The sequence below is a fragment of the Rhizobium sp. CFBP 8752 genome (genome assembly GCF_014842035.1).
In the GTDB taxonomy this organism is placed as follows: Bacteria; Pseudomonadota; Alphaproteobacteria; order Rhizobiales; family Rhizobiaceae; genus Neorhizobium; species Neorhizobium soli.
Genome location: NZ_JACYUZ010000006.1, coordinates 50,058 through 69,445, shown reverse-complemented (window position 1 = coordinate 69,445; position 19,388 = coordinate 50,058). Strand labels below are relative to the sequence as shown.

20 protein-coding genes are annotated in these 19,388 nt (G+C 58.0%); 10 read left to right on the top strand and 10 right to left on the bottom strand.

The window, feature by feature from the left end; translation table 11 throughout:
- Positions 1-4: 4 nt before the first annotated feature.
- The 8 genes from IFT59_RS22380 to hemE form a co-directional block, all read right to left on the bottom strand.
- Positions 5-886: a ParB/RepB/Spo0J family partition protein gene (locus IFT59_RS22380; RefSeq protein ID WP_062462870.1), complete on the bottom strand. Its 882-nt coding sequence runs from the start codon at positions 884-886 to the stop codon at positions 5-7.
- Positions 887-923: 37 nt separating this feature from the next.
- On the bottom strand, positions 924-1,715 hold the full coding sequence (locus tag IFT59_RS22375) for a ParA family protein (RefSeq protein ID WP_092665164.1): 792 nt from the start codon (positions 1,713-1,715) through the stop codon (positions 924-926).
- A 13-nt stretch (positions 1,716-1,728) separates the two neighbouring features.
- A complete protein-coding gene (gene rsmG, locus IFT59_RS22370) occupies positions 1,729-2,346 on the bottom strand; it encodes a 16S rRNA (guanine(527)-N(7))-methyltransferase RsmG (RefSeq protein WP_192088327.1) in 618 nt (205 codons plus the stop codon).
- Positions 2,343-4,226, bottom strand: coding sequence for a tRNA uridine-5-carboxymethylaminomethyl(34) synthesis enzyme MnmG (gene mnmG / locus IFT59_RS22365; protein WP_192088326.1), 1,884 nt, complete (start codon positions 4,224-4,226; stop codon positions 2,343-2,345). Before mnmG ends, rsmG begins: the two co-directional genes overlap by 4 nt.
- A 37-nt stretch (positions 4,227-4,263) precedes the next feature.
- Positions 4,264-5,562 (bottom strand): tRNA uridine-5-carboxymethylaminomethyl(34) synthesis GTPase MnmE, encoded by a 1,299-nt coding sequence (mnmE, locus tag IFT59_RS22360; protein ID WP_192088325.1) that lies wholly within the window; start codon positions 5,560-5,562, stop codon positions 4,264-4,266.
- 88 nt (positions 5,563-5,650) lie between these two features.
- Positions 5,651-6,916: a transcription termination factor Rho gene (gene rho, locus IFT59_RS22355; RefSeq protein ID WP_092665173.1), complete on the bottom strand. Its 1,266-nt coding sequence runs from the start codon at positions 6,914-6,916 to the stop codon at positions 5,651-5,653.
- 192 nt (positions 6,917-7,108) lie between these two features.
- Positions 7,109-7,651, bottom strand: coding sequence for a protoporphyrinogen oxidase HemJ (hemJ, locus tag IFT59_RS22350; RefSeq protein ID WP_062577089.1), 543 nt, complete (start codon positions 7,649-7,651; stop codon positions 7,109-7,111).
- Complete coding sequence (hemE, locus tag IFT59_RS22345; RefSeq protein WP_192088324.1) at positions 7,648-8,682, bottom strand: uroporphyrinogen decarboxylase; 1,035 nt, start codon at positions 8,680-8,682, stop codon at positions 7,648-7,650. The genes hemJ and hemE overlap by 4 nt, the downstream gene beginning before the upstream one ends.
- Before the next feature lie 401 nt (positions 8,683-9,083).
- Here hemE and IFT59_RS22340 point away from each other — a divergent pair, with 401 nt between their 5' ends.
- From IFT59_RS22340 to dnaQ, 5 genes are read left to right on the top strand one after another with little or no spacing between them, the layout of a single operon-like run.
- Positions 9,084-9,905: a pyruvate, phosphate dikinase/phosphoenolpyruvate synthase regulator gene (locus IFT59_RS22340; RefSeq protein ID WP_192088323.1), complete on the top strand. Its 822-nt coding sequence runs from the start codon at positions 9,084-9,086 to the stop codon at positions 9,903-9,905.
- Positions 9,906-9,934: 29 nt separating this feature from the next.
- A complete protein-coding gene (locus IFT59_RS22335; protein ID WP_192088322.1) occupies positions 9,935-10,528 on the top strand; it encodes a Maf-like protein in 594 nt (197 codons plus the stop codon).
- Positions 10,521-11,381, top strand: a complete 861-nt coding sequence (locus IFT59_RS22330) for a shikimate dehydrogenase (protein ID WP_192088321.1) — start codon at positions 10,521-10,523, stop codon at positions 11,379-11,381. The genes IFT59_RS22335 and IFT59_RS22330 overlap by 8 nt, the downstream gene beginning before the upstream one ends.
- Positions 11,378-11,986, top strand: a complete 609-nt coding sequence (coaE, locus tag IFT59_RS22325; RefSeq protein ID WP_192088320.1) for a dephospho-CoA kinase — start codon at positions 11,378-11,380, stop codon at positions 11,984-11,986. The genes IFT59_RS22330 and coaE overlap by 4 nt, the downstream gene beginning before the upstream one ends.
- A complete protein-coding gene (dnaQ, locus tag IFT59_RS22320; RefSeq protein ID WP_113109964.1) occupies positions 11,979-12,683 on the top strand; it encodes a DNA polymerase III subunit epsilon in 705 nt (234 codons plus the stop codon). Before coaE ends, dnaQ begins: the two co-directional genes overlap by 8 nt.
- A 71-nt stretch (positions 12,684-12,754) precedes the next feature.
- On the opposite strand, the gene secB is transcribed toward dnaQ, so the two are convergent.
- Both secB and IFT59_RS22310 read right to left on the bottom strand, forming a co-directional pair.
- Positions 12,755-13,231: a protein-export chaperone SecB gene (secB, locus tag IFT59_RS22315; protein ID WP_062462904.1), complete on the bottom strand. Its 477-nt coding sequence runs from the start codon at positions 13,229-13,231 to the stop codon at positions 12,755-12,757.
- 92 nt (positions 13,232-13,323) lie between these two features.
- A complete protein-coding gene (locus IFT59_RS22310) occupies positions 13,324-13,863 on the bottom strand; it encodes an FxsA family protein (RefSeq protein ID WP_092665268.1) in 540 nt (179 codons plus the stop codon).
- 123 nt (positions 13,864-13,986) lie between these two features.
- On the opposite strand from IFT59_RS22310, the gene IFT59_RS22305 reads away from it, so the two are divergent.
- The 5 genes from IFT59_RS22305 to gyrB all read left to right on the top strand — a co-directional run bounded on the left by IFT59_RS22305 (position 13,987) and on the right by gyrB (position 19,342).
- On the top strand, positions 13,987-14,685 hold the full coding sequence (locus IFT59_RS22305) for a Tim44/TimA family putative adaptor protein (RefSeq protein ID WP_062462907.1): 699 nt from the start codon (positions 13,987-13,989) through the stop codon (positions 14,683-14,685).
- Positions 14,682-15,818: a murein transglycosylase A gene (mltA, locus tag IFT59_RS22300; RefSeq protein WP_192088319.1), complete on the top strand. Its 1,137-nt coding sequence runs from the start codon at positions 14,682-14,684 to the stop codon at positions 15,816-15,818. Before IFT59_RS22305 ends, mltA begins: the two co-directional genes overlap by 4 nt.
- A 10-nt stretch (positions 15,819-15,828) precedes the next feature.
- The gene (locus tag IFT59_RS22295; protein ID WP_082471708.1) at positions 15,829-16,410 is read left to right on the top strand and encodes a Smr/MutS family protein; all 582 of its coding nucleotides are present in this window, start codon (positions 15,829-15,831) and stop codon (positions 16,408-16,410) included.
- A complete protein-coding gene (locus tag IFT59_RS22290) occupies positions 16,407-16,760 on the top strand; it encodes a helix-turn-helix domain-containing protein (RefSeq protein WP_092665195.1) in 354 nt (117 codons plus the stop codon). Before IFT59_RS22295 ends, IFT59_RS22290 begins: the two co-directional genes overlap by 4 nt.
- Positions 16,761-16,906: 146 nt before the next feature.
- Entirely contained in the window at positions 16,907-19,342 is a 2,436-nt protein-coding gene (gene gyrB, locus IFT59_RS22285; RefSeq protein ID WP_062577110.1) for a DNA topoisomerase (ATP-hydrolyzing) subunit B, read from the top strand.
- Positions 19,343-19,388 lie beyond the last annotated feature (46 nt).

The window sequence follows — 19,388 nt, the reverse complement described above, 5'->3', positions numbered from 1 at the left end:
GACGCTAACCGCGCCGCTCCAGCAACCGGCAAACCTCTTCAAGCTGCTCGAGATTGCGGTAGTTGATCCGAACCTGGCCGCTGCCGCCGCGGTGATTGATCTTCACATCCAGTCCGAGAGCATCGGTCAACGTGCGCTCCAAGGCCAGCGTATCGGAATCTTTTTCGACCGACTTGGTTTCAAGCTGGGGCATGCCCTGGGACTTGATATCGTTTTGCGCAAGCCGCTCTGCGTCGCGCACCGACATGCCTTTGGACACGATCGTGCGCGCGAGGGACGAGGGATCGGACGTGGTGATCAAGGCACGCGCGTGACCAGCCGAAAGGCTTCCAGCAGACAGCATGTCGCGAACCGGGTCCGGCAATTTCAGAAGGCGAAGGCTGTTTGCGACATGACTGCGGCTCTTGCCGATGATTTCACCCAGATCGTTCTGGGTATACCCATGTTCGGCAATCAACTGCTCGTAACCGAGTGCCTCTTCGAGCGGATTGAGGTCGGACCGCTGAACGTTTTCAACGATTGCGATTTCAAGTGCGGTCCGATCGTCTACGTCGCGGACGATGACCGGGATCTCAGTCAGTCCCGCCAGTTGCGCTGCACGCCACCGGCGCTCACCGGCAATGATCTCAAGGCGACCGTCGACTGTCCGAACAACGACCGGCTGGACAATGCCATGCTGCCTGATCGAGCTGGCGAGATCCTGCAGCTCGGCCTCATCGAAATGGCGCCTGGGGTTTTTCGGACTGCGCGAAACATGCTCAATCGGCACCATGCGGTCCGGATTGACGTTTTTCGCAGGTGTATTGACCTGCACAGGTTGATCCATCTCACCGATAAGCGCAGCAAGCCCGCGGCCCAGCCGCCTTTTCGAGGGATCTTCGTTCATCCTGTCACCTGTTATTTCGTGTAATCAAAGAAGGGTTTCAAGCCGCCTTGCGCCGACGTTCCCGCTGGATCACCTCGGAGGCGAGCTGAAGGTAGGCCTGGCTCCCAGCGCATTTGAGATCATAAAGAATAGCCGGCTTACCATATGATGGCGCTTCGGATACCCGAACGTTGCGCGGGATCAGTGTGTGGTACACCTTATCGCCGAGATATGTCCTGACGTCGCTGACGACCTGTTGGGCCAGATTGTTGCGCGCATCGAACATCGTCAGAACGATGCCCTGGATATCGAGCAGCGGATTAACTGTCCGGCGGACTTGGTCAACCGTTTCCAAGAGCTGGCTCAAACCCTCGAGCGCAAAGAACTCGCACTGCAGAGGTACGAGCACCGAATGCGCTGCCGCCATCGCATTCATCGTCAGGAGATTGAAAGAGGGTGGGCAGTCGACGAGGATATAAGAATATGCACGCGCGACATCAGTATCCAGCGCCCGCTTTAACCGGAAAGCGCGGTCCGTGGCCTGCGAAATCTCCATCTCGAAACCGAGAAGATCCATGGTGGAGGGAACGATGGACAGGTTCGGAACAGCAGTCGGAACGGCAGTTTCACCAATATCGCTTTCACCCATCAGCACGTCATAAGACGAATGAACGCGATCCTTGCGGTTAATACCGAGGCCAGTGCTGGCGTTTCCCTGAGGATCAAGGTCGATGATGAGGACGTTTTCGCCGATTGCGGCGAGCGCCGTTGCCAGGTTGATCGCTGTCGTCGTCTTACCGACGCCGCCTTTTTGATTAGCGATGGTAATAATACGGTTCTTTTCGAACATATCGCACCTGACTTTACGGGTCCTTGCGTCGGAGGTTGCTGATCTCAAGAATAACCGAGTCCTGCTCGACAACGCTTTGGTGTTCTAGCAGATCGAAATCCCAGCGACTACGGGCTTCGCTGACTTCACGGCGATAATCCCGGCCTTTGTGGAAGAAGCCTCTGGCTTCCGTTTCGACCATCCAATCGGAGGAATAGGATAGAAGTTGGTCGAGATCAGCCAGAGCGCGAGCGGAAACGCGCTGGCATCCAGGCAAGTCATGTGTCGCCTGCTCAATCCGGAGCGGATGAACCGAACCCCGAGCTCCGGTTTCGTTCAGGGCGACGCGGAGGAAAGCAGCCTTTTTATGGTTGCTTTCGACCAAGTGAACCCAACCATCTTCAAGCTCGGCGAGCAATATCGCGGTCACGACGCCCGGAAAGCCACCGCCCGAGCCAAGATCGATCCATTTTGATGGCTCCGGGGATAGTTGAAAGATTTGCGCGCTATCGGCGATATGGCGCTGCCAAATCTCGTTCAGGGTCGAGGGAGCGACAAGGTTGATTGTTTTCGCCCACTTGGAGAAGAGCGTGGCAAAGTGCTCAAGCCTCTCCTGCGTTTCACGTGAAACACTTCTGCCGTTCAACATCATGCCGAGACTCGTTTTACGCGATCCGAGACCGCGGCTTCTTTTTTTACAAGCGCAAGAATAAGTGCCAACGCTGCCGGCGTCATACCGTCAACTTTTGCGGCCTGCGCCATATTGCTGGGCTGATGCTTCGCGAGCTTTATTCGTAGCTCGTTTGAGAGACCGGGCACTGTAGAATAATCGAAGGACAGGGGGATGGTTTTTGACTCATCGCGGATCGTTGAGCCAATATCTGCAGCCTGTCTATTCATGTAGACAGAGTAGGTGGATTCGATCTCGAGAGCTTCCGCTACCTTTGGATTGACCCCACGGAGTTCTCCCCAGACACCGGCCAGATCAGCCATCGACTGGTTGGGGTAGGCGAGCAGTTCGTACGCCGTACGCCGCTGGCCGTCCTGATTGAGGGACAATCCGTGCGCTGCACCCTGTTTAGGCGTCAGCGAGAGCGATTTCAGCATCGCACGGATTTCGTCGACTGCTTTGAAGTAGGCCGCGAACTTCGCTGCACGATCAGTGCCCACGCAGCCCAGTTCAATGCCCTTTTGAGTCAGCCTGATATCGGCATTATCGGCTCGTAGCGAAAGGCGGTATTCTGCACGTGATGTAAACATCCGATAAGGTTCCGTCACGCCCTTCGACGTGAGGTCATCGACCATGACACCGATATAGGATTCGGCTCTGCTGAACGGCTCCGGCTTCCCACCCGAAGCCGTGATCGCTGCTGAAAGGCCGGCGACCATTCCTTGCGCGGCAGCTTCCTCGTAACCCGTGGTGCCGTTGATCTGGCCAGCCAGGAACAGCCCCGGCAATTTCTTGACTTCCAGCGTGGGTGTCAATTCCCGCGGATCAACATAGTCATACTCGATCGCATAGCCGGGCTGAATTATCTCGACCTGCTCAAGGCCCGGGATAGTGCGAATGAAAGCTTCCTGGACTGATGCGGGCAGGGACGTGGATATTCCGTTTGGATAAACAGTTGGATCATCAAGCCCTTCGGGCTCTAGGAAGATCTGGTGCCCGTCGCGCTCACCGAACCGCACGATCTTGTCTTCGATCGACGGACAATAACGTGGGCCCACGCCCTCGATCTGGCCGGAATACATTGCGGACAGGTGGATGTTGTCGGAGATGATCCGATGGGTCGCCTCGTTCGTGCGGGTCACTCCACAGCTGATCTGCGGCGTTACGATTTTATCGGTCATGAACGAGAATGGAACTGGCTGCTCATCGGCTTCCTGCTTGTCAAGCTGGTCCCAAGCGATGGTCCGCCCATCAAGCCGTGCCGGTGTACCGGTTTTCAGGCGCCCCAGGGCAACGCCAAGTCCAAGAAGCGTCGCTGATAGCCCGAGCGATGGTTCCTCACCCACCCGACCGGCCGGTATCTTTTCCTGCCCGATATGAATAAGCCCGCGCAGGAACGTACCGGTCGTGAGTACAGCCGTTCCGCATCCGAATCGACGGCCATCCCTCATGATGACAGCTGACACTCGACCAGTGTCCGTGATGAGGTCGAATGCGTCACCCTCGATGACAGTGAGGCTCAGGTGATTGAAGATTTCCTTCTGCATCGCTTCACGGTAAAGGCGCCGGTCGGCCTGCGTACGGGGACCACGAACGGCGGGACCCTTTTTCCGGTTGAGCAAACGGAACTGGATTCCAGAAACGTCTGCGACGCGGCCCATCAGACCGTCAAGCGCATCGACCTCGCGCACGAGGTGACCTTTGCCCAGCCCGCCGATCGCGGGATTGCAGGACATGACACCAATCGTTTCACGTTTGTGGGTGATTAAGGCCGTCCTCGCGCCCATCCGCGCCGCAGCGCTCGCGGCCTCGCAACCGGCATGACCACCACCAATGACGATGACATCGAAATTTTGGTCCATATTCATTGTCCCACGTCAGCCGAGTGTTTCACGTGAATCATTTTCCGATACAGAACTGCGAGAAGATAACATCCAGCAACTGCTCGACATCGACGCGGCCCGTAATGCGCCCCAAGGCGGATGCGGCTGCTCGAAGGCTTTCGGCTCTCAAGTCAAGTTCCGTGCCGTTTAACGCCTCTGCGATAAAATTGGAAGCATCTTTCAGTGCGTCGACTTGCCGAGCTCTGTTCGGAAGCAGCGAACCGGTCCACAGCGCTGTGATCTTTCGGAGGATGGTCTCCCTGAGGAGCTCGAGCCCGTCGCCAGTTTTTGTTGAGATGCAAAGGTCGAAGTCGTCCGAAGGTGCGTGCGCATCCAGCTTCGTTCCGACAGTCAGGACGTTAATCTGACTGAACTCATGGTTTTGTAACGCCGGCGAATCGATCTCGTTGAGAGCGAGGATCATGTCGGCTTGCTCGATCGCAACACGGGCTCGACGGATCCCTTCGACTTCAACAATGTCGTCGCTTTCCCGCAGGCCAGCCGTATCGAAGAAACGGACGAGATAACCCGACATGTCGAGATCGACATGCAGGATATCCCGGGTCGTTCCTGCACGTTCCGTCACAATCGCCACATCCCGGTTCGCAAGCGCGTTCAAAAGGCTGCTTTTGCCCGCATTCGGAGGCCCGGCGATGACGATCTTGTAGCCATCTCGGATGATCTCGCCAGACTTTGCGGTTTCCAGATGCTGGAGAAGTTCCAGATAAATCTGTCCCACCTCGCTCCAGACCCGCTCCGATACGGAACCCGGCACGTCGTCCTCGTCAGCGAAATCCAGCTCGGCCTCGATCAGAGCACGCGACCGCGTCAGACGTTCAGCCCAGTCGATATAGAGCGCTGACTGGCCGCCAAAGCTTTGCTCGACCGCAAGACGGCGCTGCATTTCCGTTTCGGCAGAGATGAGATCCGCAAGACCTTCAATCTCGACGAGATCCAACTTGCCGTTCTCAAACGCTCGCCTTGAAAACTCTCCCGCCTCGGCCAACCTCAGTCCGTCGATTTGCTCGAGCTCCAGGATGAGAGCTGCAACAACGGCGCGGCTGCCATGCACATGCAGTTCGACGCAGTCTTCACCCGTAAACGAGTTTGGCCCCGGGAAGCCGACCACCAGTCCCTGATCGATAATCGCGCCGTTTCGGCCGCGAATCGTTCTGAGCGATGCTTTACGGTTTGTCGCTAAACGACCAGCAAGCGTCTCAGCCGCGGTGAAGGCTTGGTTGCCGCTTAGCCTGATAACGGCGAGACCTGCGGGCAGTGCTCCACTCGAAAGGGCAAAGATCGTATCAGGGTTCATGGTGCGGCTTTCCGACTGTGTCCCAGAAACTCGAAAGCGCCCGTCTTTACGACGAGCGCCTCTCGGTAGCAGTGAATCCGGCTAAGGATCAGGTGTTCATCGAGTCGAAGAAGTCGCTGTTGCTCTTGGTCTGCTTCAGCTTGTCGATCAAGAACTCGATTGCATCGGTCGTTCCCATCGGCGCGAGAATGCGACGGAGAACAAAGATCTTCTGCAGGTCTTGGCGCTGGACGAGAAGATCTTCCTTGCGCGTGCCGGATTTCAGAATATCCATGGCCGGGAAGATGCGCTTGTCTGCAACCTTGCGGTCGAGCACGATTTCCGAGTTGCCGGTACCCTTGAACTCTTCAAAGATGACTTCGTCCATACGGCTGCCCGTATCGATCAGCGCCGTAGCGATGATGGTCAGCGATCCGCCTTCTTCAATATTACGGGCGGCGCCGAAGAAGCGCTTCGGGCGCTGCAGGGCGTTGGCATCCACACCACCGGTCAGAACCTTGCCGGATGACGGAACGACCGTGTTGTAGGCGCGGCCAAGACGGGTGATAGAGTCGAGCAGAATGACGACATCGCGGCCGTGTTCGACGAGGCGCTTCGCCTTCTCGATGACCATTTCAGCCACCTGAACGTGGCGGATGGCGGGTTCGTCGAAGGTCGAGGAAACAACTTCGCCCTTCACCGAGCGTTGCATGTCCGTCACTTCTTCCGGCCGCTCGTCGATCAGGAGAACGATGAGATAGCACTCGGGGTGGTTTGCCGTGATCGAATGCGCGATGTTCTGCAAGAGAACGGTCTTGCCCGTACGCGGCGGCGCGACGATCAGGCCGCGCTGGCCCTTGCCGAGTGGTGCGACGAGATCGATGACGCGCGCCGAATTGTCCTTCGACGTCGGGACGTCAAGTTCCATCTTGAAGCGCTCATTCGGGTAGAGCGGCGTCAGATTGTCGAAATGCACCTTGTGGCGAATTTTTTCCGGGTCATCGAAGTTGATCGTGTTGACCTTCAGCAGCGCGAAATAGCGCTCGCCTTCCTTCGGCCCGCGGATCGGTCCCTCGACGGTGTCGCCGGTCTTCAGCGAGAAGCGGCGAATCTGCGAGGGAGAGATGTAGATATCATCGGGGCCAGGCAGGTAATTGGCATTGGCCGAACGGAGAAATCCGAAGCCATCCTGCAGAACTTCAACGACACCTTCGCCGATGATCTCGACATCCTGGCTGGCCAGGATCTTGAGAATCGCAAACATCAATTCCTGCTTGCGCATGGTGCTGGCGTTTTCCACCTCCAGCGATTCGGCGAATGTCAGCAAATCGGTCGGCGATTTGCTCTTGAGTTCTTGAAGCTTCATTTCAGCCATGAAGAGGGGACCATATTCAGAATTTTTTGGGGAAACAGGCGTGTCGGTGAAATTCGCTACCGCGGAAGACACCGGGGTAGGACAGACGATTACACACATGCCACGAGATGAGATGGCCGGGAAAATAGCTGTTCACGAGCACGCCTGCAAGGGGGAGGGGCAGGCGGAGTTAAGAAAAAGCTCAAGACACCATCAAAATGGCTTAACGATGACCATGATTACGATGGCGATCATCAAAACCGTCGGGATTTCGTTCATCAGCCGCCAGTAGCGGGCGGTTTTGCGCGGCCCGTCTATGGCAAAAGCCCGAACTGCGGCACTGAACCGCATATGCGCCATGGTGAGCAGCAGGACAAACAGTATCTTGGCATGAAGCCAGCCGCCCTGGAAACCGTAGACTGCCCAAGCGAGATAAAGCCCGAGCGCCCAGCTGATCATCATCGCCGGGTTCATGATGATTTTCAGGAGCCGCCCCTCCATCACTTTGAAGGTTTCCGACTGGGCGGAGCCGGGTTCGGCTTCCGTGTGATAGATGAAAAGCCTGGGAAGGTAGAGCAGCCCGGCCATCCAGGAAATCACGGCGATGACGTGAAAGGCCTTGATGTAGAGCAGGAAATCATCCGGCCGCAGCCAGTAGATAAAAAACAGCACGACGACGAAAACCGAAAGCGCCGTCGCCGCCCGGAACGCGACACGCCGCCCATTTCCGGCACCGGTGCGATCGTCCCGCGTCATACGCCCGATCCTCTGACCCGTTTCACAAGATGCGCAACAGTCTGCGGATCCGCCTGCGGTGTGATGCCGTGGCCGAGATTGAAGATCAGCGGTCCCTGTCCAAGCCCCTGGAGAATAGCATCGATCCCGTCGTCTAGGGACTTTCCGCCTGCCACCACGCGCATTGGATCGAGATTGCCCTGGACGGGCCCGTCCTTCTGCAGCTCCTGCGCAAACGACATCGGCACCGACCAATCGAGCCCGATTGCATCTGCGCCCGTCCGGGCCCGGTAGTGTTTGAGGTTCATGCCTGCACCCTTGGCGAAAGCAATCACCTTCGCGTCAGGTCGCGCTGCCTTGATGATATCGATGATCCGCCGCACGGGCTTGATCGAGAATTCCTCGAATTCCTTCTCCCCGAGCACGCCGGCCCAGGAATCGAAGATCTGCACGACATCTGCGCCCGCATCGATCTGACCGATCAGATATTCGGCAGACATCTCCGCCAGCAGAGCCAGCAGTTTTTCAAAGGCCTCGGGGTAGCGGTAGGCGAACAGACGTGCCGGCGCTTGGTCCGGTGTTCCCTGACCGGCGATCATATAGGTCGCAACGGTCCAGGGAGCCCCGCAGAAGCCGATCAGGGCAGTTTCAGGGGGTAGCTCCAGCCGAAGCCTCCGAACCGTCTCCAGCACCGGTGCAAGGTGGGAAAGCATCGTGCTGCCATCGAGCGCTGCAATCCCTGCTTCGTCGATCGGATCCATCCTTGGACCCTCTCCCTGCACGAAGCGAACATTGCGCTTCAAGGCATCGGGAATGACGAGGATATCGGAAAACAGGATGGCTGCGTCGAACTGGTAGCGCCGGATAGGCTGAAGCGTCACTTCGACAGCCAGATCCGGCGTATAACAGAGATCGAGAAACGAACCGGCTGCCGCACGGACTTCCCGGTACTCGGGCAGATATCGACCTGCCTGCCTCATAAGCCATATCGGCGGTGGGGTGATCGTCTTGCCGTTCAGCACCTCAACGATCTTCCTGGTCGGACCGGCCAATGGGTTCTCCAAATAAAGAAAATAAGATTCTTAAGATCTTCTATTTCTTAGAGTCGGTGAGTAGCAAGGATTAAAACTCCTGCACAGAAAACGCGACGATCTGCCGCTCCGTATCGTTGAAAAGGAAAACTTCCGGGCGTTCTTGGCAGAGCTTCTGGATAACCATATTTCGATCAGGGATATCAATTGCTTGTGCCGGGCGCTTGGTGAAGCTCTCTTGTGGATATCTTGTGAATCAAGCGATAGGTTCATCCGGTTATCCCCGCTTTGAACAGGTGGCCTGAAACGGCTTCCTCGAAATACGTGATTGTGGACAACTCGGAGGTTATCCCAGGGGTCGGGCCCGTCCCTCCAAACGCGGTCACTCTCTCCCCGGTTATCAACAGAGGACGAAGAACAACGTGGAGAACAGAAAAAACTTCTTCCATCTCCACCTCATATCTGACTCCACGGGCGAAACCCTGATCTCGACAGGACGCGCGGCGACAGCCCAGTTTCAGACCTCGCTCGCCGTCGAGCACGTCTATCCGCTGGTGCGAAACCGCAAGCAGGTTCTCGCCGTGCTGGAGGCGATCGATCGCGAACCGGGGATCGTCCTTTATACGATCGTTGATCGCGTGCTTGCGAAACTGCTGGACGAGCGCTGCCGTCAGATGGGAACCCCATGCGTCAACGTGCTCGAACCGGTTATGGCGACATTCCAGACTTATTTGGGGGCACCGTCGAAATACCGCGTCGGCGCGCAACACGCTCTCAATGCGGAATATTTCGCCCGCATCGAAGCGCTGAACTTCACCATGGATCACGACGACGGCCAGATGCCCGAAGGCTATGACGAGGCCGATGTCGTGCTGGTCGGGATCAGCCGCACCTCGAAAACCCCGACCAGCATCTATCTCGCCAACCGCGGCATCAAGACAGCCAATATTCCGATCGTGCCGGGCGTGGAGCTTCCGTCGACACTTCTATCTGCGACCCGGCCACTGATTGTCGGGCTGGTTGCGACGACCGACCGCATTTCTCAGGTGCGCGAACACCGCGAACTCGGAACCACGCAAAATTTCGATCGCGGTCACTATACGGATCGGGCAACGATCAACGAAGAACTGAAATATGCAAGAGCGCTCTGTTCCCGCCACGGCTGGCCGATCATCGATGTCACCCGCCGCTCGATCGAGGAGACAGCCGCTGCTATCGTTGCGCTCCGCCCGAAGCTGCGGTAATCCGCACCAAATCCATCCGGAGATATGCCGTGACCATGCCCCTCGTATTGGCCTCATCCAGCAAGTTCAGACGAATGCTGATGGAAAATGCCGGCCTGAGTTTCGAAAGCCGGGCGGCCGATATCGATGAACGTGAAATCGAGACCGGACTGGTTGGCGCCAGTCCTGATGTCGTCGCGCTGACTTTGGCGAAGGCCAAGGCGCTTGATGTCAGCAGTCACTTTGAAGGCGCCATCGTGATTGGTTCGGATCAGACCATGTCGCTGGACGATCGCGTCTATCACAAGCCGAAATCACGGGAAGGGGCGCGCGAAAGCCTGCTGTCTCTGTCAGACAGGACCCATAGACTGAATAGCGCCGTCGCTCTGGTGCGCGATGGCGAAACCCTGTGGGAGCACGTTGCCCGTGCCGATCTCACTGTCAGACCGCTCAGCGAAATATTCGTGGATCGCTACCTGGATAGGGTGGGCGAAACCGTGTTCGGAAGCGTCGGCGCCTACCAGTTGGAAGGTGAGGGCATTCAGCTCTTTTCGCGGATCGATGGAGATTACTTCACCATTCTCGGCCTCCCCATGCTGCCGCTTCTCGACACTTTGCGCGCTATCGGAGCGATCGATGGCTGATTCACGTGAAACACTTTTGGTTAACGCTTTCGTAACGGGGTGGCCGATCAAGCACTCGCGTTCGCCGATCATCCACGGTCATTGGCTGGCTAAGTTCGGTATTTCTGGCCGCTACACACGTGAAGCGGTGGCACCTGAGGATTTTCCAGCTTTCGTCAGCAAGCTCAAAGACGGATCATCGGGCTATCGCGGCGGCAATGTCACCATTCCCCACAAGGAAATGGCTTTTGCGCTCGCTGATCGTCCAGATGCGATAGCCGAAGAACTCGGTGCCGCCAATACGCTCTGGGTGGAGGACGGTGTTCTTCACGCCTCGAACTCCGATGTCTACGGCTTTACCGCCAACCTCGACGAACAGTCGCCCGGTTGGAAAAATGTCGATCGCGCCGTCGTTCTCGGTGCCGGCGGTGCCAGCCGAGCCATCATTCAAGCCATCAGGGATCAGGGCGTCGGAGAAATCCACGTCGTCAACCGGACCGTGGCGCGTGCGCAGGAACTTGCCGACCGGTTCGGACAAAACGTGCACGCGCATGCGATGGAAGCACTGGGCGAGGTCATGTCCGGCGCAGGTCTCTTTGTGAATACAACATCGCTCGGCATGGACGGCGCGCCGATACCGCAGTTCGACTTCTCGACCATGCTCACGCACGCAGTCGTTACCGATATCGTTTATATCCCGCTGCAAACGGACATTCTGAAACAGGCGGAGGAGCAGGGCTTCGTGACCGTGGATGGTCTCGGCATGCTTCTGCATCAGGCCGTGCCGGGTTTCGAGAAATGGTTCGGCCTCCGCCCTGTCGTCGATCAGACGCTGCGGGATCTCGTCATCGCAGATATGGATATGCACGGATGATCGTTATCGGCCTCACCGGCTCCATCGGCATGGGAAAATCCACCACCGCACAAATGTTTGCGCAAGAGGGTATCCCGGTCAACGATGCCGACCAGGTGGTCCACGATCTCTATCACGGTGAAGCGGTCGATCCGATCGCGGAGGCGTTCCCGAATGCGGTCAGAGACGGTGTCGTCGACCGACAGGAACTGTCGCGCCAGCTTTCGGCAGCACCTGAAAAATTCAAACTGCTGGAATCCATCGTCCACCCGCTGGTGCGCAAACGCGAAGCAGAATTTCTCGATAAACACAAAAGCGCCGGCGCAGCGCTCGTCGTGCTCGACATTCCCTTGCTGTTTGAGACCGGCGGCAAAAAAAGGGTCGATTTTGTCGTCGTCGTCAGCTGCGATCCACAGGTGCAGCGCCAGAGGGTACTTGCGCGGCCCGGCATGACAGAGGAGAAGTTGTCGATGATCTTGGCCCGGCAGGTTCCGGATGCCGAAAAGCGGGCGCGTGCCGATTTCGTCATCGACACCGGCGCCGGACTGGAGACAGCCAGATCAAGCGTGCGCGAGATCATCGGCAAGCTCAAAGCCGGCAGCAGGAACGGAATTACCCATGCGTGAAATCATCTTCGATACCGAAACCACAGGCCTTGAATCCAAGGCCGACCGGATTATCGAAATCGGCGGCATAGAGCTCATCAACAACTTCCCGACGGGGAGAACGTTGCACCTCTATATCAACCCGGGCGATCGCAAGGTTCATCCGGATGCGCTGGCTGTCCATGGCATTACCGATGAGTCGCTGAAAGACAAGCCGCTGTTCGCCCAGGTGGCGCAGCAGATCATCGACTTCTTCGATGGCGCCCGGTGGATCGCCCACAATGCCAATTTCGATATCGGCTTTATCAATGCCGAATTTGAACGCATAGGCCTGCCGCCGGTCCCACCGGAAAACGTGGTCGATACGCTTTCGATGGCCCGCCGAAAGCATCCGATGGGTCCTAACTCCCTCGACGCACTGTGCCGTCGCTACGGCATCGACAATGGCCATCGCACCAAGCACGGCGCGCTGCTCGACTCCGAACTCCTGGCGGAAGTCTATATCGAAATGACCGGCGGCCGGCAGGCGGCTCTCGGTCTGGTTGGTGCCGATCAGCCGAGAAACGTCATCGAGATCGAGGATGTGGTGGTCACCGCGATCGCCGCACGGCCACGCCCTCTGCCGCCGCGCATTAGCGAAGACGACATCGCGGCCCATGCCGCGATGGTGAGTGGACTGAAGGATAAGGCCGTCTGGCTGAAATATGCAGCCGACTGATTCCTGCTGAAGTCCAGACATGAAAAAAGCCCGGCTGTGACCGGGCTTTTTATATTCTATCCGTTGCTCGCTCAGCTGTTGAGCGGCTGAACCTGCGACTTGGTCTGTTCTTCGGCCATACGCTGCGAGAACATCTGACCGAAATCGATCGGATCGATCATCAGCGGCGGGAAGCCACCGTTGCGGGTCACGTCGGAAATGATCTGGCGTGCGAACGGGAAGAGGAGACGCGGGCATTCGATAAACAGAAGCGGCAGCATGTGCTCCTGCGGGAAACCGGTGATGCGGAAAACGCCGCCGTAGACCAGCTCGGCCGCAAACACGATCTTGTCGTCTTCACGGGCTTCGGCACTCAGCGACAGAACGACGTCGAAGTCGTTTTCGGAAAGCGGATTGGCGTTGACGTTGACGCTGATATTGATCGCTGGAGCCTTGTCGCGCGACTGCAGCGAGCGTGGCGCGCCGGGGTTTTCGAACGAAAGATCCTTGGTGTACTGCGCCAGGATATTGAGCGAGGGTGCGGAAGCCTGTTCGTTATCGTCTGCCATAAAAATTCCTCAAGGCTGGAAAGGGTGGCTGAAAAGCGTTGGGGGCACTTAACATTTCGCTCCGGGGCTTACAACCCTGCGAGATCTTAGCCTTAAGGTTCGATCCGCTTATCCTTGTCCGCCCAAGGCGAGGACGGGTTCGGTTCGCGGCGATAATCGTCGTCATCGAGATCGACCACCGGGCCGGATCCAACCGGATGAACAGGCTCAGGGCCGGGGCCAGGGCCGGGACCGGCGCGAAAACCGCCCGGGCTTCTGCGATCGCCCGAATTCACGACAACCACGCGGCTGCCGATGGCCGACCAGATCAGCTTGCGGATAAAGGGCACAAGCAGCGCGAGACCAATGATGTCGGTCAGAAACCCGGGCAGCATCAGCAGGATGCCAGCCACCACGACCATCGCTCCGCTTACCAGTTCGGCTGCAGGCATCCGACCTTCGCGCCCTTCTGTCGAAAGCCGCCGCAGCATAGTCATCCCCTGGCCGCGGATCATCAATGCGCCCAGAAGGCCCGTTCCGAGGACGAGGCCAAGCGTTCCCCAGAGTCCGATCGCTCTTCCGACCAGAACAAAACCAGCGATTTCGGCCAGCGGCCATGCCAGGAGAACAACCGGAAGGAATGGTAAGCGCATAATCATTGCCTGTATCTAATTGGCGGATATGGGTTCATCTCACGCCGTTGCTATTTGAAGATGGGCGGTAGGAGACTATATGAAAAGCTGCATAGAACTTTTAAACGACAATTGCGGGATAAAATGGGCTCGAACGACTTGATAACACTGTTTTTCCTCGTCGCAGCAGTGCTGATATTCCTGCAATTGCGCAGCGTCCTCGGCCGGCGCACGGGACATGAGAAGCCGCCGACTGAGACAGTCAGCCCTCGCGATGTTGCCCGCGGTCCCGTCGAGGACGATAGCAAGGTAGTGACGCTTCCTCGCCGCGACAATGTCGATGAGGAACAACGCAATGCCGATATCGACGCCGTCGCGAAGCCTGATACGCCGCTCAACGCATCGCTTCGTGCCCTCGTGAAGGAAGATCCGTCGTTCCGCCCGAAGGAATTCCTCAACGGCGTGCGGATGGCGTACGAAATGATCGTCATGGCTTTTGCCGACGGTGATCGGAAGACCTTGAAGGGGCTTCTCTCCAATGAGGTCTATGACGGCTTCGAAGCGGCGATCGCCGAGCGCGAGGCCAAGGGCGAGGTGATCAAGTCCACATTTGTCGGCATCGACAAATGCGACATGACACAGGTTTCGATCAAGGACGGCGAATCTCAGGTTACCGTCCGCATTGTCAGCCAGTTGATCTCCGCAACCTTCGACAAGGCTGGCACGCTGATCGACGGCGATCAGGAAACCGTAGCCGACGTCATCGACATCTGGACCTTTGCCCGCGACATCGGCTCCCGCGACCCGAACTGGAAGCTGGTCGCCACCGAATCCGAACAATGATTTCCGCGTCTCCGACCCTCTCTGACTTCCGCCTCGAGAGGGTCGACTTCGCGGATCTCCCCGGTTGGGCTGCCGACGATCCGAGCCCGCTGTATGAGGCGATGCGTGCTTGCGCGGCCCATATCCGAAACGTTAAGCCCTATCGCAAGGGTTCTCTCGGCCTGGAGGCCATGGAACTGGCGGACCTCTTCGAGCAGGCCGCACCATTTGCGGATGCCTCTGCAGCTCGCACCTTCTTCGAACAACGCTGCACACCCTTCCGGATCCTGAAGCACAATGACGAACAAGGATTCGTCACCGCCTTCTACGAACCGGAAGTCGACGTCTCCGATGTGAGCGAAGGTCTTTTCACCCATCCCTTCTATTTCCGGCCTGACGATCTCGTCGATCTCGACGAAAGCAATCGCCCTGCGGATCTCGACTCCGGCTACATGTTCGGCCGTCAGACGCCGGATGGTATCGTCGCTTATCCGGATCGCGGTGAAATCGATCGCGGCTGTCTCGACGGGCGGGGGCTGGAGATAGCCTTCGCACGGTCGCGGATCGACGTTTTCTTTGCCCATGTTCAGGGCGCAGCTCGGCTGGTCTATCCCGATGGCCGCGTCCGTCGCATCACCTACGCAGCAAAGGCAGGCCATCCGTTTTCGCCGATCGGCAAGCTTCTGATCGATCGTGGCGAAATCGCTCGCGAAGATATTTCCATGCAGAGCATACGGGCGTGGCTTGCCGAAGCTCTGGTGTCGAATCCGGCTAAGGTTGATGAAGTCTTATGGCACAACAAGTCCTACATCTTCTTCCGTGAGGCCGATGTCAGCGACCCTGACCTCGGTCCTATCGCTGCCGCCAAGGTGCCGCTGATCGCGGGACGCTCGCTCGCCGTGGATCGCTCCATTCACACATTCGGCTACCCCTTCTTCATCCATGCGGAACGGCTGACACATCTCGACGACGGCAAGCCGTTTGCGCGGCTGATGCTGGCGCTCGATACGGGTTCAGCCATTATTGGGCCTGCGAGGGGCGATATCTTCACCGGTTCCGGCTATCACGCAGGCGAGCTTGCCGGCACGGTGCGAAACGATGCGGATTTCTATATCCTCGTCCCAAACGCGGCCGCCGGCCGTTATGCCGGGTAGGATATGGCGCATGAAGGATCGAAAACTCAGTTCAGATGAACGCATCCTTTGGGGCAAGGTGGCGAAATCCGCCCGTGCTCTGCCTGGGCGCATGAAAGAGATCGCTGCCTTCGAAGAGGAAATGGCGGCACGACTGGCGGCAGAGGATGAAGTCTCTAAGCCCCCGGTACCGCCAACCCAGCGTGTCAGCGATGCCTTCGCGGCAGTCGCGCCGAAGGTAAAAAAGCCTGCCGGCATCCATCATCCGCTGGAAAAACCCACCCGGAAGAAGCTCGCCAAGGGTCGCCTTGCGATCGATGCTCGGCTCGATCTGCATGGTCTCTACCAGGACGCCGCCCACGACCTGCTGCTCGATTTTCTCTACAGTGCCCATGATCGCGGTCTGCGCCATGTTCTCGTCATCACCGGCAAGGGCCGCTCGGTGGGCGGCGAGGGGGTTCTGCGCCGTGCGGTGCCGCTGTGGTTCTCGAAGGCCGAATTTCGTTTCCTGATCTCGTCCTACGAATGGGCAGCCCAAAACCATGGTGGCGAGGGCGCCATGTACGTGCGGCTTTCAAAGAGCCGTGCGGATTATCGGGGATCGGTCCTGTGACGCCCTTTGGTGAAGCGCTTCGACAGCTGCGCGCCAAAAAGGGAGTTACCCAGAGGCAACTGGCAGAGGCGATCGGGGTTACGCCTGCCTATCTGTCGGCCTTGGAACATGGCAAACGGGGCCGGCCCACATTCGAGCTGCTCCAGCGTATCACCGGCTATTTCAACATCATCTGGGATGAAGCGGAAGAATTGTTTCGGGTCGCAGAAGCCTCGCGCCCGAAAGTGGTCCTCGACACGACAGGCCTGGCGCCTGCATACACCGCATTTGCCAACGCCTTGGCGGCACGGATTCGCTCTTTGCCGCCGGACGTGCTAGAGGAAATGCGAAGACTTCTGCAAAAGGCTTGAATTGCCCTGGAAATCTCTGCGCATCCACGCCTTTCCAGGCATTTTGCGAGGCACCAACCTTTAGAAACCGCCCTGAATTCCCTATATTCAAGGCGGAGACTCCGGTGATTCGCTCGCCGGTATTTTAACCAACTGGAAGAGACTGAATGACCGACACACCCGTCAGCGATCACGGCGCGAGTGCCGAATACGGTGCCGATTCCATCAAGGTTCTAAAGGGCCTGGATGCGGTGCGAAAGCGCCCAGGCATGTATATCGGCGACACAGACGACGGCTCGGGTCTGCATCACATGGTCTACGAGGTCGTCGACAACGCGATCGACGAAGCCTTGGCCGGCCATGCAGATATCGTCACGGTCACGCTCAATGCGGATGGCTCGGTTAGCGTCACCGACAACGGTCGCGGCATTCCGACGGATATCCATACCGGCGAAGGCGTCTCGGCAGCCGAGGTCATTATGACCCAGCTCCACGCCGGCGGTAAGTTCGACCAAAATTCCTACAAGGTCTCGGGCGGCCTGCACGGCGTTGGCGTCTCGGTCGTCAATGCGCTTTCGGTCTGGCTCAAGCTGAAGATCCGTCGCTCAGGCAAGGTTCACGAGATCTCGTTCACGCACGGCGTCGCCGATGCGCCGCTGAAGGTCATCGGGGATTATGAAGGTCGCTCCGGCACGGAAGTCACCTTCCTCGCCAGCACGGAAACCTTCACTATGACCGAGTTTGATTACGGCACACTCGAGCACCGCCTTCGCGAACTCGCCTTCCTCAACTCCGGCGTTCGAATCCGGCTCACGGATCGGCGCAAGCCCGACGTGAAGGAAGAGGAAATGCTGTATGACGGCGGCCTCGAGGCTTTCGTCAAATATCTTGATCGTTCCAAGAAGCCGCTCGTCGAAAAGCCTGTCGCCATCAAGGGCGAGAAGGATGGCATGACGGTTGAAGTCGCGATGTGGTGGAATGACAGCTACCACGAGAACGTTCTCTGCTTCACCAACAACATTCCGCAGCGCGATGGCGGCACGCATATGGCAGGCTTCCGTGGTGCGCTGACTCGCCAGATCACATCCTATGCGGATTCGTCCGGCATCATGAAAAAGGAAAAGGTTTCGCTCACCGGTGACGACTGCCGAGAAGGCCTGACCGCAGTTCTTTCGGTAAAGGTGCCGGATCCGAAGTTCTCGTCGCAGACCAAGGACAAACTCGTGTCCTCGGAAGTGCGCCCGGTTGTCGAAAGCCTCGTCAACGAAGCGCTGAGCTCCTGGCTTGAAGAACATCCGGCAGAAGCGAAGATCCTGGTCGGCAAGGTGGTGGAAGCTGCCGTTGCCCGCGAAGCGGCCCGCAAGGCTCGTGAACTCACCCGCCGCAAGGGCGTGCTCGATATCGCCTCGCTTCCCGGCAAGCTCGCCGATTGCTCCGAACGCGATCCGGCCAAGTCCGAAGTCTTCCTCGTCGAGGGTGACTCCGCCGGCGGTTCCGCCAAGCAGGGCCGTTCGCGTGATACCCAGGCTATCCTACCGCTCCGCGGCAAGATCCTGAACGTCGAGCGCGCCCGTTTCGACAAGATGCTGTCCAGCCAGGAAATCGGCACGCTGATTACCGCTCTGGGTACATCGATCGGCAAGGATGAGTTCAACGCTGACAAGCTGCGTTATCACAAGATCATCATCATGACGGACGCCGATGTCGATGGCGCCCATATCAGAACCCTGCTGCTGACCTTCTTCTTCCGTCAGATGCCGGAACTGATCGAGCGTGGCCACATCTACATTGCCCAGCCGCCGCTTTATAAGGTGACGCGCGGCAAGTCGATCCAGTACCTGAAGAACGAGCAGGCTCTGGAAGAGTATCTGATCGGCATGGGGCTGGAAGATACGACCCTGACCCTCGGCTCCGGTGAAGTCCGTGCCGGCCAGGATATGCGCGAAGTCATCCAGGATGCATTGCGCATCCGCTCGATCATCGAGGGACTGCATTCTCGCTACAACCGCTCGATCATCGAGCAGGCAGCCATTGCCGGCGCGCTTCATCCAGATCTGACGGACAATCCTGAACGGGCCCAGCAGACGGCTAACGAAGTCGCCAAGCGTCTCGATATGATCGCCGAGGAAACCGAGCGTGGCTGGTCGGGTCACGTCACCGACGAAGGCGGCATGCGCTTTGAGCGGATGGTTCGTGGCGTAAAGGAAGTCGCCGTGATCGATGTGGCCCTGATCGGCTCTGCCGATGCCCGCCATATCGACCAGATGTCGTCGCGTCTGCAGGAGATCTATAGCACGTCGCCAGTTCTTGCCCGCAAGGATAGCGAGCAGGATATTTCAGGTCCACGCGCCCTTCTCGACACGATCTTTGCGGCGGGACGCAAAGGACTGTCCATGCAGCGCTATAAGGGACTTGGTGAAATGAATGCCGAGCAGCTGTGGGAAACAACGCTTGATCCCAACGTTCGCTCGCTGCTTCAGGTCAAGGTTCCCGATGCGACGGATGCAGACGGCCTGTTCTCGCGTTTGATGGGCGACGAGGTCGAGCCTCGGCGCGAGTTCATCCAAGAGAACGCGCTGAACGTCGCCAACCTCGATATCTAGCAATCTTTTCATCGTGCAAAAATGGCGGCCTCCCGGCCGCCATTTT

Bases quoted from the DNA above. Each gene is read 5' to 3' on its own strand.
- IFT59_RS22330 (WP_192088321.1), top strand. From the start codon at position 10,521: ATGGCTGATTCACGTGAAACACTTTTGGTTAACGCTTTCGTAACGGGG.
- mnmE (WP_192088325.1), bottom strand. From the start codon at position 5,562: ATGAACCCTGATACGATCTTTGCCCTTTCGAGTGGAGCACTGCCCGCA.
- rsmG (WP_192088327.1), bottom strand. From the start codon at position 2,346: ATGATGTTGAACGGCAGAAGTGTTTCACGTGAAACGCAGGAGAGGCTT.
- secB (WP_062462904.1), bottom strand. From the start codon at position 13,231: ATGGCAGACGATAACGAACAGGCTTCCGCACCCTCGCTCAATATCCTG.
- IFT59_RS22375 (WP_092665164.1), bottom strand. From the start codon at position 1,715: ATGTTCGAAAAGAACCGTATTATTACCATCGCTAATCAAAAAGGCGGC.
- gyrB (WP_062577110.1), top strand. From the start codon at position 16,907: ATGACCGACACACCCGTCAGCGATCACGGCGCGAGTGCCGAATACGGT.
- mnmG (WP_192088326.1), bottom strand. From the start codon at position 4,226: ATGGACCAAAATTTCGATGTCATCGTCATTGGTGGTGGTCATGCCGGT.
- mltA (WP_192088319.1), top strand. From the start codon at position 14,682: ATGATTTCCGCGTCTCCGACCCTCTCTGACTTCCGCCTCGAGAGGGTC.
- hemJ (WP_062577089.1), bottom strand. From the start codon at position 7,651: ATGACGCGGGACGATCGCACCGGTGCCGGAAATGGGCGGCGTGTCGCG.
- IFT59_RS22295 (WP_082471708.1), top strand. From the start codon at position 15,829: ATGAAGGATCGAAAACTCAGTTCAGATGAACGCATCCTTTGGGGCAAG.
- dnaQ (WP_113109964.1), top strand. From the start codon at position 11,979: ATGCGTGAAATCATCTTCGATACCGAAACCACAGGCCTTGAATCCAAG.
- IFT59_RS22310 (WP_092665268.1), bottom strand. From the start codon at position 13,863: ATGCGCTTACCATTCCTTCCGGTTGTTCTCCTGGCATGGCCGCTGGCC.
- coaE (WP_192088320.1), top strand. From the start codon at position 11,378: ATGATCGTTATCGGCCTCACCGGCTCCATCGGCATGGGAAAATCCACC.
- IFT59_RS22380 (WP_062462870.1), bottom strand. From the start codon at position 886: ATGAACGAAGATCCCTCGAAAAGGCGGCTGGGCCGCGGGCTTGCTGCG.
- IFT59_RS22305 (WP_062462907.1), top strand. From the start codon at position 13,987: ATGGGCTCGAACGACTTGATAACACTGTTTTTCCTCGTCGCAGCAGTG.
- rho (WP_092665173.1), bottom strand. From the start codon at position 6,916: ATGGCTGAAATGAAGCTTCAAGAACTCAAGAGCAAATCGCCGACCGAT.